The following is a 15,208-nucleotide window of genomic DNA, read 5'->3' on the forward strand; positions in this document are numbered from 1 at the left end:
CCGCCTTTCGGGAGCAAACGCAACGGGTGGGGCGACGGGGACGGGCGGGGCGCGGCGATTTCGGCCGCGCGGATGCGCGTGAGAGACTGATCCAATGCGCGCGTACAAGGAGATCCTGCGGATCCCGGGCGCGTTGAGGTTCTCCTCCGCGGGGCTGCTGGCCCGTTCCGGCGGCGCGATGATGGGCCTCGGCATCGTCCTGATGGTGTCGGCGCTGTACGGCAGCTACGGGCTGGCCGGCGCACTGGTCGCGGCGAACTCGGTCGCCTGGGCACTCGGGACGGCCGTCCTGTCCAACCTCGTCGACCGCTACGGCCAGCGCAGGGTGATGTATCCGGCCACCGTCGTCTCGGCCGGCATGCTCGCGGTGACCGTCGTCCTCGCCGTCCTCCAGTTGCCGGCGTGGACGCTGTTCGCGCCGGTCGTGATCAGCGGTGCCACCGGCGGCTCGCCGGGCGCTCTGGTCCGCGCCCGCTGGACGAACGTCACCTCCGACCCGCACCAGCTGCACGCCGCGTTCTCGCTGGAGTCGACCCTCGACGAGGTCACGTTCGTCGTCGGGCCGGTGCTGGCCACCGCGCTGTCCACCGGCGTCCACCCCGCCGCCGGCCTGATGGCGCCGGTCCTGCTGTCCCTGCTCGGCGCGAAGCTGTTCTACTCCCAGCGCTCGACCGAACCGCCGGTCTCGCCGCGTCCGCCCGCGGGCACGGAGCGTCCCGCGGCGCTGCGCCAGTTCATCCTGCTCACCCCCGGCGTCGCCGCCGTGGTCGCGGTGAACCTTCTGATCGGGTGCGTCTTCGGGAGCATCGATGTCAGTGTCGTCGCTGCGGCGACCAGCTGGGACGTCCGGTCGGCCTCCGGCGTCGTCCTGGCGGTGTTCTCCGCGGCGTCCGGTCTCGCCGGCCTCCTCTACGGGGCGAGGCACTGGCGCTCCCCGCTCCCCGGACGCTTCGTCGTGGGGGTGCTGGCGCTCTTCGTCGCCACCCTGGGGCTGTTCCTGGCCAGCTCGGTCCTGATTCTCGCCGCGGTCGGCGTGCTGGTCGGCGTCACCGTCGCCCCGACGCTGATCAACGGCAACACGCTGATCGGGCGTCTGGTGCTGCGCGAGCGGCTCACCGAGGGCCTGGCCTGGATGGGGACGGGAATCGGGATCGGCGCCGCCGTCGGCTCCAGCGTCGCCGGCGGCGTGATCGACAGCTTCGGGCACCACGAGGGCTTCCTGGTCGTGATCGGCTTCTCCACCCTCGCCGCGCTGATCGCGGTGGCGTCCTGGCGCACGTTGAGCCGTGCCGAACGCAGGGTCACGGCGGTCGACGACGCGGACGGGCAACGCGAGACCGTCTTCGAATAGCCGCGTTTCCGCCCCGGCGCCGGTGTGGGGGGAGGACAATGCAGGCATCCCGGTCTGGTGGTAAAGCTGCTCATTGACGAGCCCCTCCACCGGGGCGGGTCACCACTCGAGGAAGAGTCAGCATGACCGCCAATATGTCCCGCTACCCCGGCGTGCCCGACGTCATCAACGGCAACGGCGCCGTCGCCCACGTGATGAAGCACGTCTGCGGTGGTGTCATCGGCTACCCGATCACCCCGTCCACCGAGATCTCGGAGAACTTCGAGGCCGCCCGGGCCGACGGCCAGCTCAACGTCTGGGGCAGGCACCCGTTCTTCGTCGAGACCGAGGGCGAGCACTCCGCGCAGAGCGGCGCGCTCGGTGCCGCGCTGGTCGGCGGCAACTTCATCTCCAACGCCTCCTCCAGCCAGGGCATCCTGTACGGGCTGGAGTCGCACTACGTCACGGTCGGCAGGAAGATCGGCGGTTTCGTGCTGCAGGTGGCCGCGCGGGTGGTGACCAGGCACTCGCTGAACGTGATGGCGGGGCACGACGACGTGTACGCCCTGCTCCCCACCGGCTACACGATCCTGTTCGGCTCCAACCCGCAGGAGGCCGCCGACCTGGCCGCGATCTCCTACCGGGCCTCCTCGCTGTCGCTGATCCCCGTGGCCAACGCGATGGACGGGTTCGCGACCAGCCACGTGATGAGCGAGGTGCTCCTGCCCGAGCCCGAGCTGCTCCGCGACTACCTCGGCGACCCGGCCGGACGGATCCCCTGCCCGACCGTCGCCCAGGAACTCCTGTTCGGCGCCCGGGGCCGGGTCTTCCAACTGAACCGCTGGCTCGACCGGCACGCCGACGACTTCTCCGCGCCCGACCTGACCGCCCTGCGCACCTGGCTGGGCGCCCGCGCGCCGCGGATCGAGGCCGACAACGACGGCGACCTCGTCGAGGAGACGGTCGGGCGCATCCCCGCCTCCCTGCAGGCTCCGTGGCGAAGGCAGTGGCTGGGCGCGTGGCCGGCCGGCACGCGCCAGCTCGTCCCCGCCCTCGTCGACCCGCACAATCCCGGGCTGACCGGGCCGGTGCAGAACCAGCCGGACTTCCAGGCCGGCTCCGCCGATCACCGCACCCACTTCGCCTCCGCCGTGCCCGCGCTCGTGCGCAGGGCGATGGCCGAGTACACCGAGCTCACCGGGCGCGAGTACGCGCCCGTGATGGCCTACGACTGCGAGGACGCCGACCTGGTCATGGTCGGCATGGGCTCGATCACCGACGACGTCCGTGCCGTCCTGCCGTACCTGCGCTCGCAGGGCCTCAAGGTCGGCGTGGTGTCGGTGAAGCTGCTCCAGCCGTTCCCCGAGGCGGAGCTGGTCGCAGCACTGCGCAGCGCGCGGGCGGTCACCGTCCTGGAGCGCTCCGACGACACCGCGCTCACCCGCCTGGTCACCCAGGCGCTGTTCCACGCCCGCGCGAACGCGGAGGCCGACGGCGCGGCGCCGTACCCCGGCGTCCCCGGTCTGGCCCGGATCCCCCGCCTGACCACCGCGATCTTCGGCCTCGGCGGCCACGACCTCCAGCCGCGGCACCTCGTCGCAGCCTTCGGGAACATGGCGAAGGACGCCCCCGCCCCCCTGGTCTACCTGGGCTCGCAGTTCTTCACCGCGCATCCGACCCCGGCCGTGGCCGCCGTGCAGGACCGGCTGCGCGAGGCCTACCCGGAGACCGAGCTGATGGCGCTGGAGACCGGGCCCAACCCGGCGATCATGCCCGAGGGCACGCTGCGGATCCGCTTCCACTCCGTGGGCGGCTACGGGACGGTGGCCACCGGCAAGCTGCTCACCGACATCCTGTCCTCGCTGCTGGGGATGCACTCGAAGTCCGCCCCCAAGTACGGCTCGGAGAAGTCGGGGGCGGCGACCAACTACTACATCACGCTCTCGCCGCAGCCCGTCCTGGTCACGAACGCGGAACTGGAGGACGTCGAGCTCGTCGTCTGCCCCGACCACCAGGTGTTCTCCCACACCAATCCGTTGAAGGGCCTCGTCGCCGGCGGCACCCTGATCATGCAGTCCGACCAGGCCCCGCTCGAGGTGTGGCGTTCCCTGCCCGCGTTCGCCCGCAGGGTGATCCGCGAACGCGGGATCCGCTTCCTCGTCCTGGACGCGTTCGCGGTCGCCCGCGCCCATGCGCCCAACCCGCAGCTCGAGACCCGGATGATGGGGATCGCCTTCATCGGCGCGATCCTGGGCTCGGTCGGGATCACCGGTTCGCAGGCCGACATCGAGGCGGAGGTGCGCGCGGAGCTCGCCAAGAAGTTCGGACGCCGCGGCGAGACCGTCATCGAGGCCAACCTCGCCGCCGTCCGGGACGGGATGGGTGCGGTCGTCGTCGACCACACCGACCCGGCGTTCGCCGCTGTCGAGGCCGCGACCGTCGGGACGGGCGCGCGTCCGTCGCTGTCGCCGGCGATGACCCCGTCGGTGGGCACCGAACGGACCAGCGGGCTCTTCGACCCCGGCTACTACGAGGAGATCATGGCCCGGCCCTTCCGTGAGGGCACGATCGACGAGGCACCGGTGCTGCCGGGCACCGGCCTGTTCATGCCGGTCGGCACCGGCGCGGCCAAGAACAAGGGCATCTTCCGCCGCACGGTTCCGGTGTTCGACCCGACGGCGTGCACGGCCTGCATGGAGTGCGCGCTGGCCTGCCCGGACAACGCGATCCCGAACACCGGACACGAGCTGGGCGACCTGCTCTACGCCGCCGTCGACGCCGCGGGCCTGCCCGAGGACGAGCGCGCCGTCTGGTACGGCCTCGTCCCCGCCTGGGCGGAGGGCGTCCGCGACGGCTTCCTCGCCGATCCGGCGGCCACGGACCTGGCCGTCGTGGCCAGGCTGGCGGCGGACGACCTGGCCGACGCGGTGCCGGCGGGCCGGCTGGACAGCGTGACCGCCGCCCTCGCCGCCTTCCCCGTCGCCCGGACGCGTCCCCTGTTCGACGCGGCCGAGAAAGCGGCCGCGGGCAGCGGCGTCCTGTTCTCCGCCGTGGTCGACCCGTGGAAGTGCACCGGGTGCCTGCAGTGCATCGAGGTGTGCGGCCCGGACGCGCTGGGTTCGGCCGACCAGGACGACACCCTGCTGGCCATGCTCGAGACGCGCTTCGAGCGGCTCACCAGGCTGCCCGACACCCCGGCCCGGATCACCGCGGACGCGACCGCGCCCGGCGGCGACATCAAGCGCGTCCTGCTGGCGCGCAGCGACTACTACTCGATGACCGGCGGCCACGGGGCCTGCCGCGGCTGCGGCGAGGTGACGGCGATCCACCTGCTGAACTCGCTCAGCCACCGGATCGGCGCCGATCGGCGCACCGCGCACCTTCACGACCTCGACACGGTGCTGGACGCGCTCGCCGCGCTGGGCTCCCGGCTCCCCGACGGCGCCCGCAGGGACCGGGTCACCGCCACGGCGGCGGAACTCGAGCGGCGGCTGTACCTGTACGAGTCCGGACCCACCGGGGACGGCCCGTCCACGACCGTGATGGCGAACTCGACCGGGTGCTCGAGCGTGTACGCGTCCACCGTGCCGAACTCGGCCTATCTGGACCCCTGGGTCAACGGGCTGTTCCAGGACGCGCAGCCGCTCGCCGTCGGCATCTACGAGGGCCTCGTGTCCGGGCTGGTCGGCGAGGTGCGCGCGCTGCGCACGGCGGCGCTGGAGCTGGCCGGGGAGTACGACGCTGAAGTACACGACGGCCACCTTGCCACCCTGTCCTGGCGCGACTTCACGCCTCAGGAACGTGCGCTCGTCCCGGTCGTGCTGACGATCAGCGGTGACGGCGCGGCGTTCGACATCGGCTTCGGTGCGATGTCGCGGGTGTTCGCCGGCGGGACGCCGATCAAGTCGCTGGTCCTCGACACGGGCGGCTACTCCAACACCGGAGGGCAGGCCTCGACCGCGTCCTTCGCGGGCCAGGACGCCGACCTCGCCCGGTACGGGAGCGCCCACGGCGGCAAGCAGGAGTCCCGCAAGGAGCTCGGTCTGCTGGCGATGTTCCACCCCGGCGTGTACGTGTGCTCGACGGCCGCCGCGTTCCATGGGCACTTCCTGCGCGCGTCCGCCGACCTGATCGGGTACACCGACGGCGCGGCACTGATGATCGCCTACGCGCCCTGCGACACCGAGAACGGCATGGCCGAGGATCTCGCCAACGCCCGCTCCCGGCTGGCCGTGGAGAGCCGGATGCACCCGCTGTTCGTGCACGACCCCCGGCGGGGGACGAGCATCGCCGACCGGCTCAGCCTCGACGGCAACCCGGATCCCGACGGCCTGTGGGTGCCGACGTCCCTCACCTACCGCGACGACCGCGGCCAGCTGCAGGTGCTGACCATGCCGCTCACCCCGGCCGAGTTCGCGATCGGGGAGGTGCGCTTCGCCAAGCAGTTCCGCTGGCTCGCCACGCACGAGGAGGCGGGCGCCGTCCCGATCGCCGAGTACGTCGACCTGCCCGCCCACCAGCGCACCGGACGCACTCCCTACGTCCTCACCACCGACCGGAAGCGTCACCTGGTCAAGATGGCCTGCTCGCCGAGCATCGTCGCCCTGGTCGAGGACCGCAGGAGCAACTGGCAGCTGCTCCAGTTCCTCGCCGGGCAGTCCGAGGCGGTCCTGGCCGCCCGGCACCGGGTCGAACTGGGCGAGTGGACGTCCCGCTACGGCGAGGCCATCGACGCCAGGGAGTCCGCCCTCGACGAGATCGCGAAGGCCATGGCCGACCTCGCCACCGCGTCCGGCGCGCCCGCCGGCGGGGCGCTGCGGCTGGGCCTGTTCGGAGCGCCGATGACCACCCCCGCCGCGGACGCACCAGCCGCCGCGACGGCCGTGGCCGAGCGTCCGATCTGGCTCGACCCCGAGGACCTGCCGCGCTGCAACGACTGCGCGACCTGCTACCAGGAACTCCCCGCGCTGTTCGAGAAGGCGACGATCGTCGTGGACGGCGGACCGCGGACCGTGGGCCGGATGCGTCCGGACGTCCTCGACGGCCTCGAGCTCACCCCGGAGCTGCAGGCCCGGATCATGCGGGTCAGGGCCACCTGCGACGCGGAGATCATCCAGTGAGCGCGCCGTCGTTCGCCAACCAGCTCGGCCTGCTCGAGCGGCGGCTGGTCGCCGACCCGCGCGCGTTCCGCGAGCTGTTCACCGCCGACGGCATGGAGGCGGTGGCCTGGGAGTTCCGGCAGCCGGAACTCGGGGCGAAGTTCACCCGGCAGCTGTGGGAGGCGCTGAGCCGGGACGACGACGCGAGCAAGCTGCTGATGCGGTTCCTGTGGCAGCTGCCGGTCGGGAAGAAGAGGATGTTCATCCGGGCCCTGGACGAGCACCTGTCCGGGCGTTACCCGATGTTCGCCGGGTTGAGCGAGAACTGGCCGGCCGGGAACGCGATCGGCCCCTACATCCGCAAGCCGAGGGAGCGCTCGGAGGACTTCGAGCTGGTCAACAAGGGGTTCCTCGGCTACATGGACCTCGGCTACACCCGGCGCGACGTGGAGCTGTTCGTGTGGCTGGAGGCGCTGCGCGACAAGCAGTGCGCGGAGGCGCCCTGCGAACTGGGCGTCCTGCTGGCCGGGCACCGCGAGCCGCAGGGCGGGTGCCCCGTCCAGATCCACATCCCGAAGATGTTCGAGCTGATCGGCACCGGGCACTTCCGGGAGGCGCTGGAGATGCTCGAGTCGTGCAACCCGCTGCCGAACGTGACCGGACGGGTGTGCCCGCAGGAACTGCAGTGCCAGGGCATGTGCATCCACAAGCAGTCGATGACGATCGGGCAGCTCGAGTGGTTCCTGCCCGAGTGGGCGAAGCTGGCCGACCCGGAGGCTGACGGCGCGCGGTACGCCGGCGTCCGGGACCCGTGGGCGGCGGCGCTGCGCCCCCCGATCGCCGTCGTCGGCTCCGGACCGTCCGGGCTGATCACGGCCTACCTGCTGGCGGCGGAGGGGTTCCCGGTCACGGTGTTCGAGGCCTTCCACGAGCTCGGCGGGGTGCTCCGCTACGGCATCCCGGAGTTCCGGCTGCCGAACGAGCTGATCGACGACGTCGCGACCAAGATCCGCGCGCTCGGCGGACGGTTCGTGACCAACTTCGTCGTCGGCAAGACCGCGACGCTGGAGCAGCTCCGCGACGCCGGGTTCGCCCGCGTGTTCGTGGGCAGCGGCGCCGGCCTGCCCCGGTTCCTGAACGTGCCCGGCGAGCACCTGCTGAACGTGATGAGCGCCAACGAGTTCCTGACCCGCGTGAACCTGATGCAGGCGCACCGGGCCGACCACGAGACGCCGCTGCCGCTGGTCGCGGGCCGGCAGGTGCTGATCATCGGCGGCGGCAACACCGCGATGGACGCGGCGCGCACCGCCCGGCGCCTGGGCGGGGTCGTCACCATCGTGTACCGGCGCACCCGGGCGGAGATGCCGGCCAGGGTGGAGGAGCTCGAGCACGCGCTGGAGGAGGGCATCGAGCTCGCCGTGCTGCGCTCGCCGGTCGAGTTCGCCGGCGACGAGCGCGGCTTCGTCACCTCCGCCACGGTGGAGATCATGGGACTCGGCGAACCGGACGCGTCCGGGCGGCGGCGCCCGGTGGCGACCGGACGGACCAGCCAACTGCCCGCCGACCTGGTGATCATGGCGCTGGGCAACTCGGCGAACCCGATCATCAAGGACTCCGAGCCCCGGCTGTCGGTGTCGCCGAACGGCGTCATCCAGCAGGTCGCCGACGGCTCGAAGGAGACCTCGGTGGCGGGGGTCTACACCGGCGGCGACGCCGCGCGCGGCGGATCCACCGCGATCCGGGCCGCCGGGGACGGGCAGTCCGCGGCCAGGGAGATCCTGGGCACGATCGGACAGCTCGAGCCGGCGGAGGTCACCACACGGGTGGCCAGGGCGCTGGCCTACACCGAGCTCGCCGGGGAGCTGCCGGCGATCGTCGCCAAGCAGCACCTGAGCGTGGGCATCGAGGAGTTCACGGTCCGTGCCCCGGTGATCGCGCGCACGGCGCGAGCCGGGCAGTTCGTCCGCGTCCTGCCGAGCCCGGACGGGGAGCTGATCCCGCTCACCCTGGCCGACTGGGATGTCCGGGCCGGCACGATCACGCTGGTGGTGCAGAGCATGGGGACCTCCACGATCCAGATCAACGCGATGCGGGTCGGTCAGGCCCTGGCCGGAGTCGCCGGACCGCTCGGACGGGCCAGCGACGTGCACCGCTACGACGAGGGTTCGACCGTGGTGTTCACCGCGGGAGGGCTGGGCCTCCCACCGGTGTACCCGATCATGCGCGAGCACCTGCGACGGGGGAACCACGTCACCCTGATCTCGGGCTTCCGCAGTGCCGACCTGATACTCTGGGACGCCCCCCAGGAGCGGGTCGGGCGGCTCCAGGCGGAGTTCGGCGACCGGCTCGACGTCATCTACGCCACCAACGACGGCTCGGTCGGCGTGCAGGGGTTCGTCACCACCCCGCTGGAGGCGATGCTGAAGGCCAACCAGCGCGGCGAGGGGCGTCCGATCGCTGAGGTGGTGGCGATCGGGCCGCCGATGATGATGCGCGCGGTCTCAGACCTCACCAAGCCGTACGGAGTGCCGACCGTGGCCAGCCTGAACTCGATCATGGTGGACGCCACCGGCATGTGCGGCGCCTGCATGGTCCCGGTCGTCGAGGACGGCAAGCTCATCCGGAAGCACGCGTGCATCGACGGCCCCGAGATCGACAGCCACGCCATCGACTGGGACAAGTTCCTGCCGAGGTTCGGCCTCTTCCGCGCCCAGGAGCAGGAGAGCCGCACCCGCCACGGCCTCTGACAGCGCCGCCCCGGCCCAGACGCCTGCGTTTGCTCCCGAAAAGGGGTTTTGCTCCCCGAATTCGGGGAGCAAACCCCCTTTTCGGGAGCGAGGACGGGAGAGGGAGCGGCCGGGGCGTCCGGCTAGACGGCGAGGGCCGCCAGGAACGGCAGAACCGGGACGAGCAGGCCGGTGCTCATCCAGAACATCCCGGCGTTCATGGCGAGGTCGGACGCGGCGGCGAGGCGGTACTTCACCGATCCGACCGGACGCTGCTCGTGGCAGCTGTGCGCCATCGGCACCGGGGCGGCGGCGCGGACGGGGGCAGGTGCCCCGGCGAGGACGAGCTCGCGTTCGGGCTGCTCCAGCGTCGCGTGGCTGGCACTGCAGGCGCAGTCGGGGCCGCAGGTGCAGCCCGTCCCGCACGCGCACGCGTCGTTGACGGCGGCGCGCGGACGGACCAGTTCACGAATGGCGATCACGGAAGCCCACAGCAGATAGGCCATCAGCGGCAGGCCGACCAGGGCGAAGATCCACAGCACGCCACCGGGACGGCTCGCCGCGGCCATCCACGCCTCCATGTCCATCGGCGCGGCCATGCCGCCCGAGCCGTGGCCCATGTCCATTCCACCCATGCCGGCGTCTGAGGTGCCCATGCCGGCGGACCTGCCGGCCGACATCGACGCCATCGCGGCGAGGTGCCAGGTCATCGCCGCGAACATCGCCGCATGTCCGGTGAAGTGCCAGCCCCCGCGTCGGTCCGCGGCGGTGAAGCTGTCGAAGGCGAGCCAGGCGAACCACACCGTGGACAGGGCGAACAACCCGACCAGCGCCGGCGTGGGAGCGACCGCGGTGAGCGCCTGCCAGGTCGGCCCGGTCACCATCAGCAGCATCACCAGCGCCATCGCCAGGTGCAGGGCGTTGGAGATCCGCTGCCGCACGTCCTGCGGGCGGGTCAGTTCGTAGGCGCACCACACGGTGCACCAGGCGAACAGCACCAGCAGCCCCACGAACTTCCAGGGGGTGTCGGCGAAGCTGAACATGACGTCCTCTCCTCGGCGGGTTCCGCCGGACAACTGTCGCACCTCCCGCGACGCCGGTGAAGCCGGGACGGCCCGAGAGTTCCCGGCTGCGCAAAGCTGCGTAGCCGGAGGCCCCGGACGGACCGGCGGGCAGCCCGGCTATCGCGCCGGGTCGAAGCGGCGCAACCTCATCGAGTTGGTGACGACGAACACGCTCGACAGCGACATGGCCAGGCCGGCGATCAGCGGGTTCAGCAGGCCGAACGCGGCCAGGGGGATGGCGGCCACGTTGTAGGCGAACGCCCAGACCAGGTTGCCGCGGATCGTGCCCAGCGTGCGCCGGGCGAGCCGGATCGCGTCGGGGACCACGTCCAGGCTGCGCCGGACGAGGATGACGTCGGCCGATTTCAGCGCGACGTCGGTCCCGGTCACGACGGCCATGCCGAGGTTCGCCGTGGCCAGAGCAGCCGCGTCGTTGATCCCGTCGCCCACCATCGCGACCCTGCGCCCGTCGGCCTGGAGCCGCTCGACGGCCCGTGCCTTGTCCGCGGGGAGCACGCCGGCGACAACCTCGTCGACGCCGACCTGGCGGCCGACGTCCTCCGCAGGGCCCTGCCGGTCGCCGGTGAGCAGGACCGTGCGCAGGCCGAGGCCCCGGAGCCGGGCCACCGCCGCCGCGGCGGACGGCTTGAGCTCGTCGGCCACCTCGAACACGGCCGACACCGCCCCCGCCACGGCCAGCAGCACGGCGGTACGCCCCTCGTCCGCGGCGGTCTCGACGAGCGGACCCGCCGCCTCGGGGACGGCCAGGCCGCGGGCCGCCATCAGGGCTGCGTTCCCCAGCACCACCTCGCGGCCGTCCACGACACCACGGATGCCGTGCCCGGGCAGGGCCGCGACGTCGGTCGCGGCCGGCCGCTCGACGCCGGCCGCCTCGGCGCCGGCCACCAGTGCGCGGCCGATCGGGTGTTCGGAGTACGCCTCGACGCCCGCGGCGAGGGCGAGCAGCGGGTCGGCGGGCCCGGCGAGGGCGTGCGTGGCGACCAGGGCCATCGTGCCGGTGGTGAGGGTGCCGGTCTTGTCCAGCACGACGGTGTCGATGACGCCGGACGCCTCCAGGGCATCGGGGCCCTTGATCAGGATGCCGAGCTGGCCGCCCCGTCCCACCCCGACCAGCAGCGCGGTGGGCGTCGCCAGGCCGAGCGCACAGGGGCAGGCGATGATCAGCACCGACATCGCCGCGCTGAACGCCGCCCGCACGCCGCCGCCGCTGGCCAGCCAGGCCAGCAGCGTGACCAGGGCAATGCCGAGCACCGAGGGGACGAACCAGGCGACGACCTTGTCCACCAGGGTCTGCACGGACGCCTTGCGCGCCTGCGCCTGCTCGGCCATCACCGCCAGCTGAGCGAGCTGGGTGTGGGCGCCGACCCGCTCCGCCTCCACGACGAGTGCCCCGACGGTGTTCGTCGTCCCGCCCAGCACGCGGTCGCCGACCCCGACCTCCAGCGGCGCGGGTTCGCCGGTCATGGCGGAGGTGTCGACGGCCGATGCGCCGACCAGGACGCGTCCGTCGGTGGCGATCCGCTCCCCCGGTCGCACGACGAACCGCTCGCCCACCGCCAGGGTGCCGATCGGGACCACCTGCTCGACGCCGTCGCGGATCACCCGGACGGATCGCGGCGCGAGCTTGCCGATCGCGGACAGCACGCCCCGCGCCGACCGCTTCGAGCGGGCCTCGACGTAGCGCCCGGCGAGCAGGAAGGTCGTCACCGCCGCGGCCGCCTCGAGGTAGAGGCTGTCGGCGCCGACCGGCGCCGGCCCGTAGCCGACCCAGTAGCTGCCGCCGTCCGGGGTGCCGAGGATGGTGGTCACCACCGACCAGGTGAAGGCCGCGAGGACGCCCAGCGACACCAGTGTGTCCATGCTCGTGCCACCGTGCCGGAGATTCCGCCAGGCCGCCTTGTGGAACGGCCACGCGCACCAGAACACGACCGGGACGGCGCCCAGGATGAGCGCCCACTCCCACCCGGGAAAGCGCAGCTGCGGGGCCAGCGCGAGCACGATCGCCGCGTCTCCCAGCGGGATGGTGATCAGCGCGGCGACGATCAGCCGTAACTGGAGCATCCGCACCCGGTCGCTGTAGCCGTCGGGCTCGGCCCCCTCGCTCACCGGCCGGGCGTCGTAACCGGCCGCCCGCACGGCCGCGACCAGGTCGCCGGACCGGTCGGGAGCGACGCCGAGCACCATCGCGCGCTCGGTGGCGTAGTTCACCGTGGCACGAACGCCGTCCAGCTTGTTCAGCTTCCGCTCGATCCGGCTGGCGCACGCCGCACACGTCATGCCGGAGATGTCCAGCTCCACCCGCTGTTCGAGCCCCGCGTCCAGGGGCGCGAGGTCGGTGCCGCTCACCGGACGCCTCCGGTCCGGCCCTGCTCCCGGTCGCGCTCGGCAAGCTGGGCCAACATGTCGTTGTAGGCGCCGAGCTCGTCCTCGCCCTCGCCCGAGTCGGCCCTGCGGTCGGCCGCGGCCGCCTCGCGGGAGTCGCTGCGGAACCACTGCGCGGCCAGCACGATCACCGCGATGAACGCCGGCACCTCCCCGGTGAACCAGGTGATCTGGCCCGCGATGTTCTGGTCGGCCAGCAGGTCTCCCACCCAGCCCACCGAGATCGTGTCGTAGAACTCCTCGCCGATCACCGTGCGGGCCATCATGATCCCGACGGCGAAGATGGCGTGGAACGGCATCACGCTGATCAGCAGCGCGAACCGCACCAGATAGGGCAGCTGCCACGGGTGCCGGTCCGGCCCGATCAGCAGGCCGAAGAACAGGTAGCCGGCCAGCATGAAGTGCAGCAGCATGACCTGGTGCGCCCAGTGGTAGCGCATCAGCCATCCGAACAGCGGCGTGAAGTAGACCACGAACAGGGACGCCACGTAGTTCACCCAGACGACCGGGGGGCTGAGCAGGAACCGGACGAACCGGTTCGCGGTGAGCGCGGCCAGCACGTCCCGCGGGCCCGGCAGCGCCGCGTCCCCCGGCTCGCCGGAAGCCGCCTCCCGCAGCGTGAAGGGTGCGCCGAGGACGCACAGCACCGGGACCATCATGTTCACGGTCATGTGCAGCAGCATGTGCCAGCTGAACACGGCGGTGGAGTACATCCACAGGCCACTGGTCGCGAGATAGCCGACCAACAGCCAGCCGCCCAGCCAGGGCAGCAGGCGGGAGACCGGCCAGCGTCCGCCCGCCCGGTGCACGCGGACGACGCCCCAGCCGTAGGCGGCGATCGCGGTGAGCGCCAGCAGCGCCCAGAGCAGGTTGGGCCGGCCGGGGCCGGCGACGAGGGCGGCCGTCGCCGGCACGTCCACCTCGTAGCCGAGGTAGTTCACCTGGCTCGACTGCGGGACGAGGAAGCGCGGCGGCGGCAGGTGTGTGGCCGCGCCGAGCGCCGCGACGCCGAGCACCAGGAGCGCCACGTCGAGCGCCACCGCGGTCAGCGCCGGTCCCGCCGCGGACGGGGCCGGACGGAGCCGGTTGGCCAGCAGCAGGACGACCAGCACACCCCCGGCCACGACGGGCGCCCCGGCGACCACGGCGAGCGGTGACTCCCCGGCGAGTTGCTGCCACGCCACCAGGGCGTAGCCGGCGGCCGCCAGGGCCAGCAGCGGCAGGCTCCAGCGCCGGTAGCGACGAGTCGCCTCCACTTCCGGGGCACCGGCCAGCGCCGCGGCAACCACGGCGACGGCTCCGCTGGCCAGGACGACCCCCGCCAGGGTGGCCACGCCGGCGGCGTCGGTGGCCCAGTCGTGGTCGAGGCCGACCGACACGTTGCCGGTGACCGCGATGAACACCGAGGCCGCGGCCCCGGCGACCCAGCAGACCGCGAACGCGGACGCGGACCGGGCCCGGTACACCACGGCCACCGTGGCGAGAGCGACCACGGCGGAGACCAGCCACGCCAGCGCGCTGGGGGTCGTGCGGAGGAAGTCGGCCCAGATGTCCGGCCGCAGGGTGTAGCCGAGCGGGATGCCGGTCACGAAGGCGGGGTTGGCGAAGGTCATCAACAGCGAGGCGACGAACCAGAGCTGGGCAGCGCGTCCGGCCCAGCCGGCGATGCGCCGTGCCGGCGCCGACAACGCTCCGTCGGGCCCCGCGGGGACGAACGCGACGACAGCCGCCAGGAGGCCGAGCACCGCCATCGCGGCCAGTCGGCCGACGACGTCGCCGACACTCGAGACCATCCCGGTGAGCGCGTCGGCCTCGAGCCGGCCGGGCAGCGGCGGCAGCGCCGGGAGCACGAGCCCGACCACCAGCGCACAGGCCAGGGCGAGCCCGATCGAGAGCCAGATCGCACCGGTCACCACCAGCGACGGCCGGCGGGACGGGTGGGCGCTCGCCGCTTCGGACATCCGGCCATCACCCCGCGTTCACAAGTCGGCACCGAGTGGCGCGAGTCTACCGCTGCGATCAGACCCCGCTCCTCGGATCGCGCCGCCCCTTCTGCCTGACGCTGCCGGATCCCGTCACGACACGCCGGTGGGCGCGGCCGTCGAGGGTGGGCATTGCGGCCAGATCTCGGATAACGTTTCACACGGTGTACTCCGGGCAGGGGTGGCCCCCTCCCCTCGGGGTCCCCCTGCCCCCTTTCCCGCAGGGACGCGATCACTGCCCCGTTCCCGCTCCGGCGATCGCCCGCATCCCGTGGCCCGTCCCCGCCCGTCACCGCGCCCACGACTCCTGGCTCCGTCCCCGCCGGTCACCGCGCTCCTCGCGCCCCGCCGCTGCGCGGGTTCCGCCCCACCACCGACCGGGTCGCCGCCTCCGGGCTCTCCACTCCCTCGGCCGGCTCCGCTGCCTGCGCGACTGCCACCGGCTTGACAAACATCGTGAGCTGACGATGTCATCGCCACATGCCGATGAATCAGTGGGGCGAGCGGGACGACGTGGACGCCCTGGCGGCGAGCCAGGCGAGGGAGCGGCTGTTCCGGGCGCTGGCCGAGCCCGCGCGGCTGGCCATCCTCACCCACCTCATGC

At 72.6% G+C, this 15,208-nt stretch carries 6 protein-coding genes; 3 read left to right on the top strand and 3 right to left on the bottom strand.

Annotation, left to right across the window (positions count from 1 at the left end; genetic code table 11):
- The first annotated feature begins 94 nt into the window (after positions 1-94).
- From QM633_RS09185 to QM633_RS09195, 3 genes are all read left to right on the top strand, one after another.
- Positions 95-1,351 (top strand): MFS transporter, encoded by a 1,257-nt coding sequence (locus QM633_RS09185; protein WP_415153452.1) that lies wholly within the window; start codon positions 95-97, stop codon positions 1,349-1,351.
- Between the two features lie 122 nt (positions 1,352-1,473).
- Positions 1,474-6,450, top strand: coding sequence for a 2-oxoacid:acceptor oxidoreductase family protein (locus QM633_RS09190; RefSeq protein ID WP_415153453.1), 4,977 nt, complete (start codon positions 1,474-1,476; stop codon positions 6,448-6,450).
- The gene (locus QM633_RS09195) at positions 6,447-9,176 is read left to right on the top strand and encodes a sulfide/dihydroorotate dehydrogenase-like FAD/NAD-binding protein (protein ID WP_415153454.1); all 2,730 of its coding nucleotides are present in this window, start codon (positions 6,447-6,449) and stop codon (positions 9,174-9,176) included. Before QM633_RS09190 ends, QM633_RS09195 begins: the two co-directional genes overlap by 4 nt.
- Before the next feature lie 122 nt (positions 9,177-9,298).
- Here the strand turns inward: QM633_RS09195 and QM633_RS09200 are convergent, their stop codons facing one another.
- From QM633_RS09200 to QM633_RS09210, 3 genes are all read right to left on the bottom strand, one after another.
- Complete coding sequence (locus QM633_RS09200; protein WP_415153455.1) at positions 9,299-10,198, bottom strand: DUF5134 domain-containing protein; 900 nt, start codon at positions 10,196-10,198, stop codon at positions 9,299-9,301.
- Positions 10,199-10,336: 138 nt separating this feature from the next.
- The gene (locus tag QM633_RS09205; protein WP_415153456.1) at positions 10,337-12,586 is read right to left on the bottom strand and encodes a heavy metal translocating P-type ATPase; all 2,250 of its coding nucleotides are present in this window, start codon (positions 12,584-12,586) and stop codon (positions 10,337-10,339) included.
- Positions 12,583-14,583, bottom strand: a complete 2,001-nt coding sequence (locus tag QM633_RS09210; protein WP_415153457.1) for a cytochrome c oxidase assembly protein — start codon at positions 14,581-14,583, stop codon at positions 12,583-12,585. The genes QM633_RS09205 and QM633_RS09210 overlap by 4 nt, the downstream gene beginning before the upstream one ends.
- Between the last annotated feature and the right edge of the window lie 625 nt (positions 14,584-15,208).

It is taken from the genome of Propionicimonas sp. (genome assembly GCF_047606205.1).
Classification (GTDB): Bacteria; Actinomycetota; Actinomycetes; order Propionibacteriales; family Propionibacteriaceae; genus Propionicimonas.

Excerpts from the sequence above, each read along its gene's own strand:
- QM633_RS09185 (WP_415153452.1), top strand. The coding sequence starts at position 95 with ATGCGCGCGTACAAGGAGATCCTGCGGATCCCGGGCGCGTTGAGGTTC.
- QM633_RS09190 (WP_415153453.1), top strand. The coding sequence starts at position 1,474 with ATGACCGCCAATATGTCCCGCTACCCCGGCGTGCCCGACGTCATCAAC.
- QM633_RS09200 (WP_415153455.1), bottom strand. The coding sequence starts at position 10,198 with ATGTTCAGCTTCGCCGACACCCCCTGGAAGTTCGTGGGGCTGCTGGTG.
- QM633_RS09210 (WP_415153457.1), bottom strand. The coding sequence starts at position 14,583 with ATGTCCGAAGCGGCGAGCGCCCACCCGTCCCGCCGGCCGTCGCTGGTG.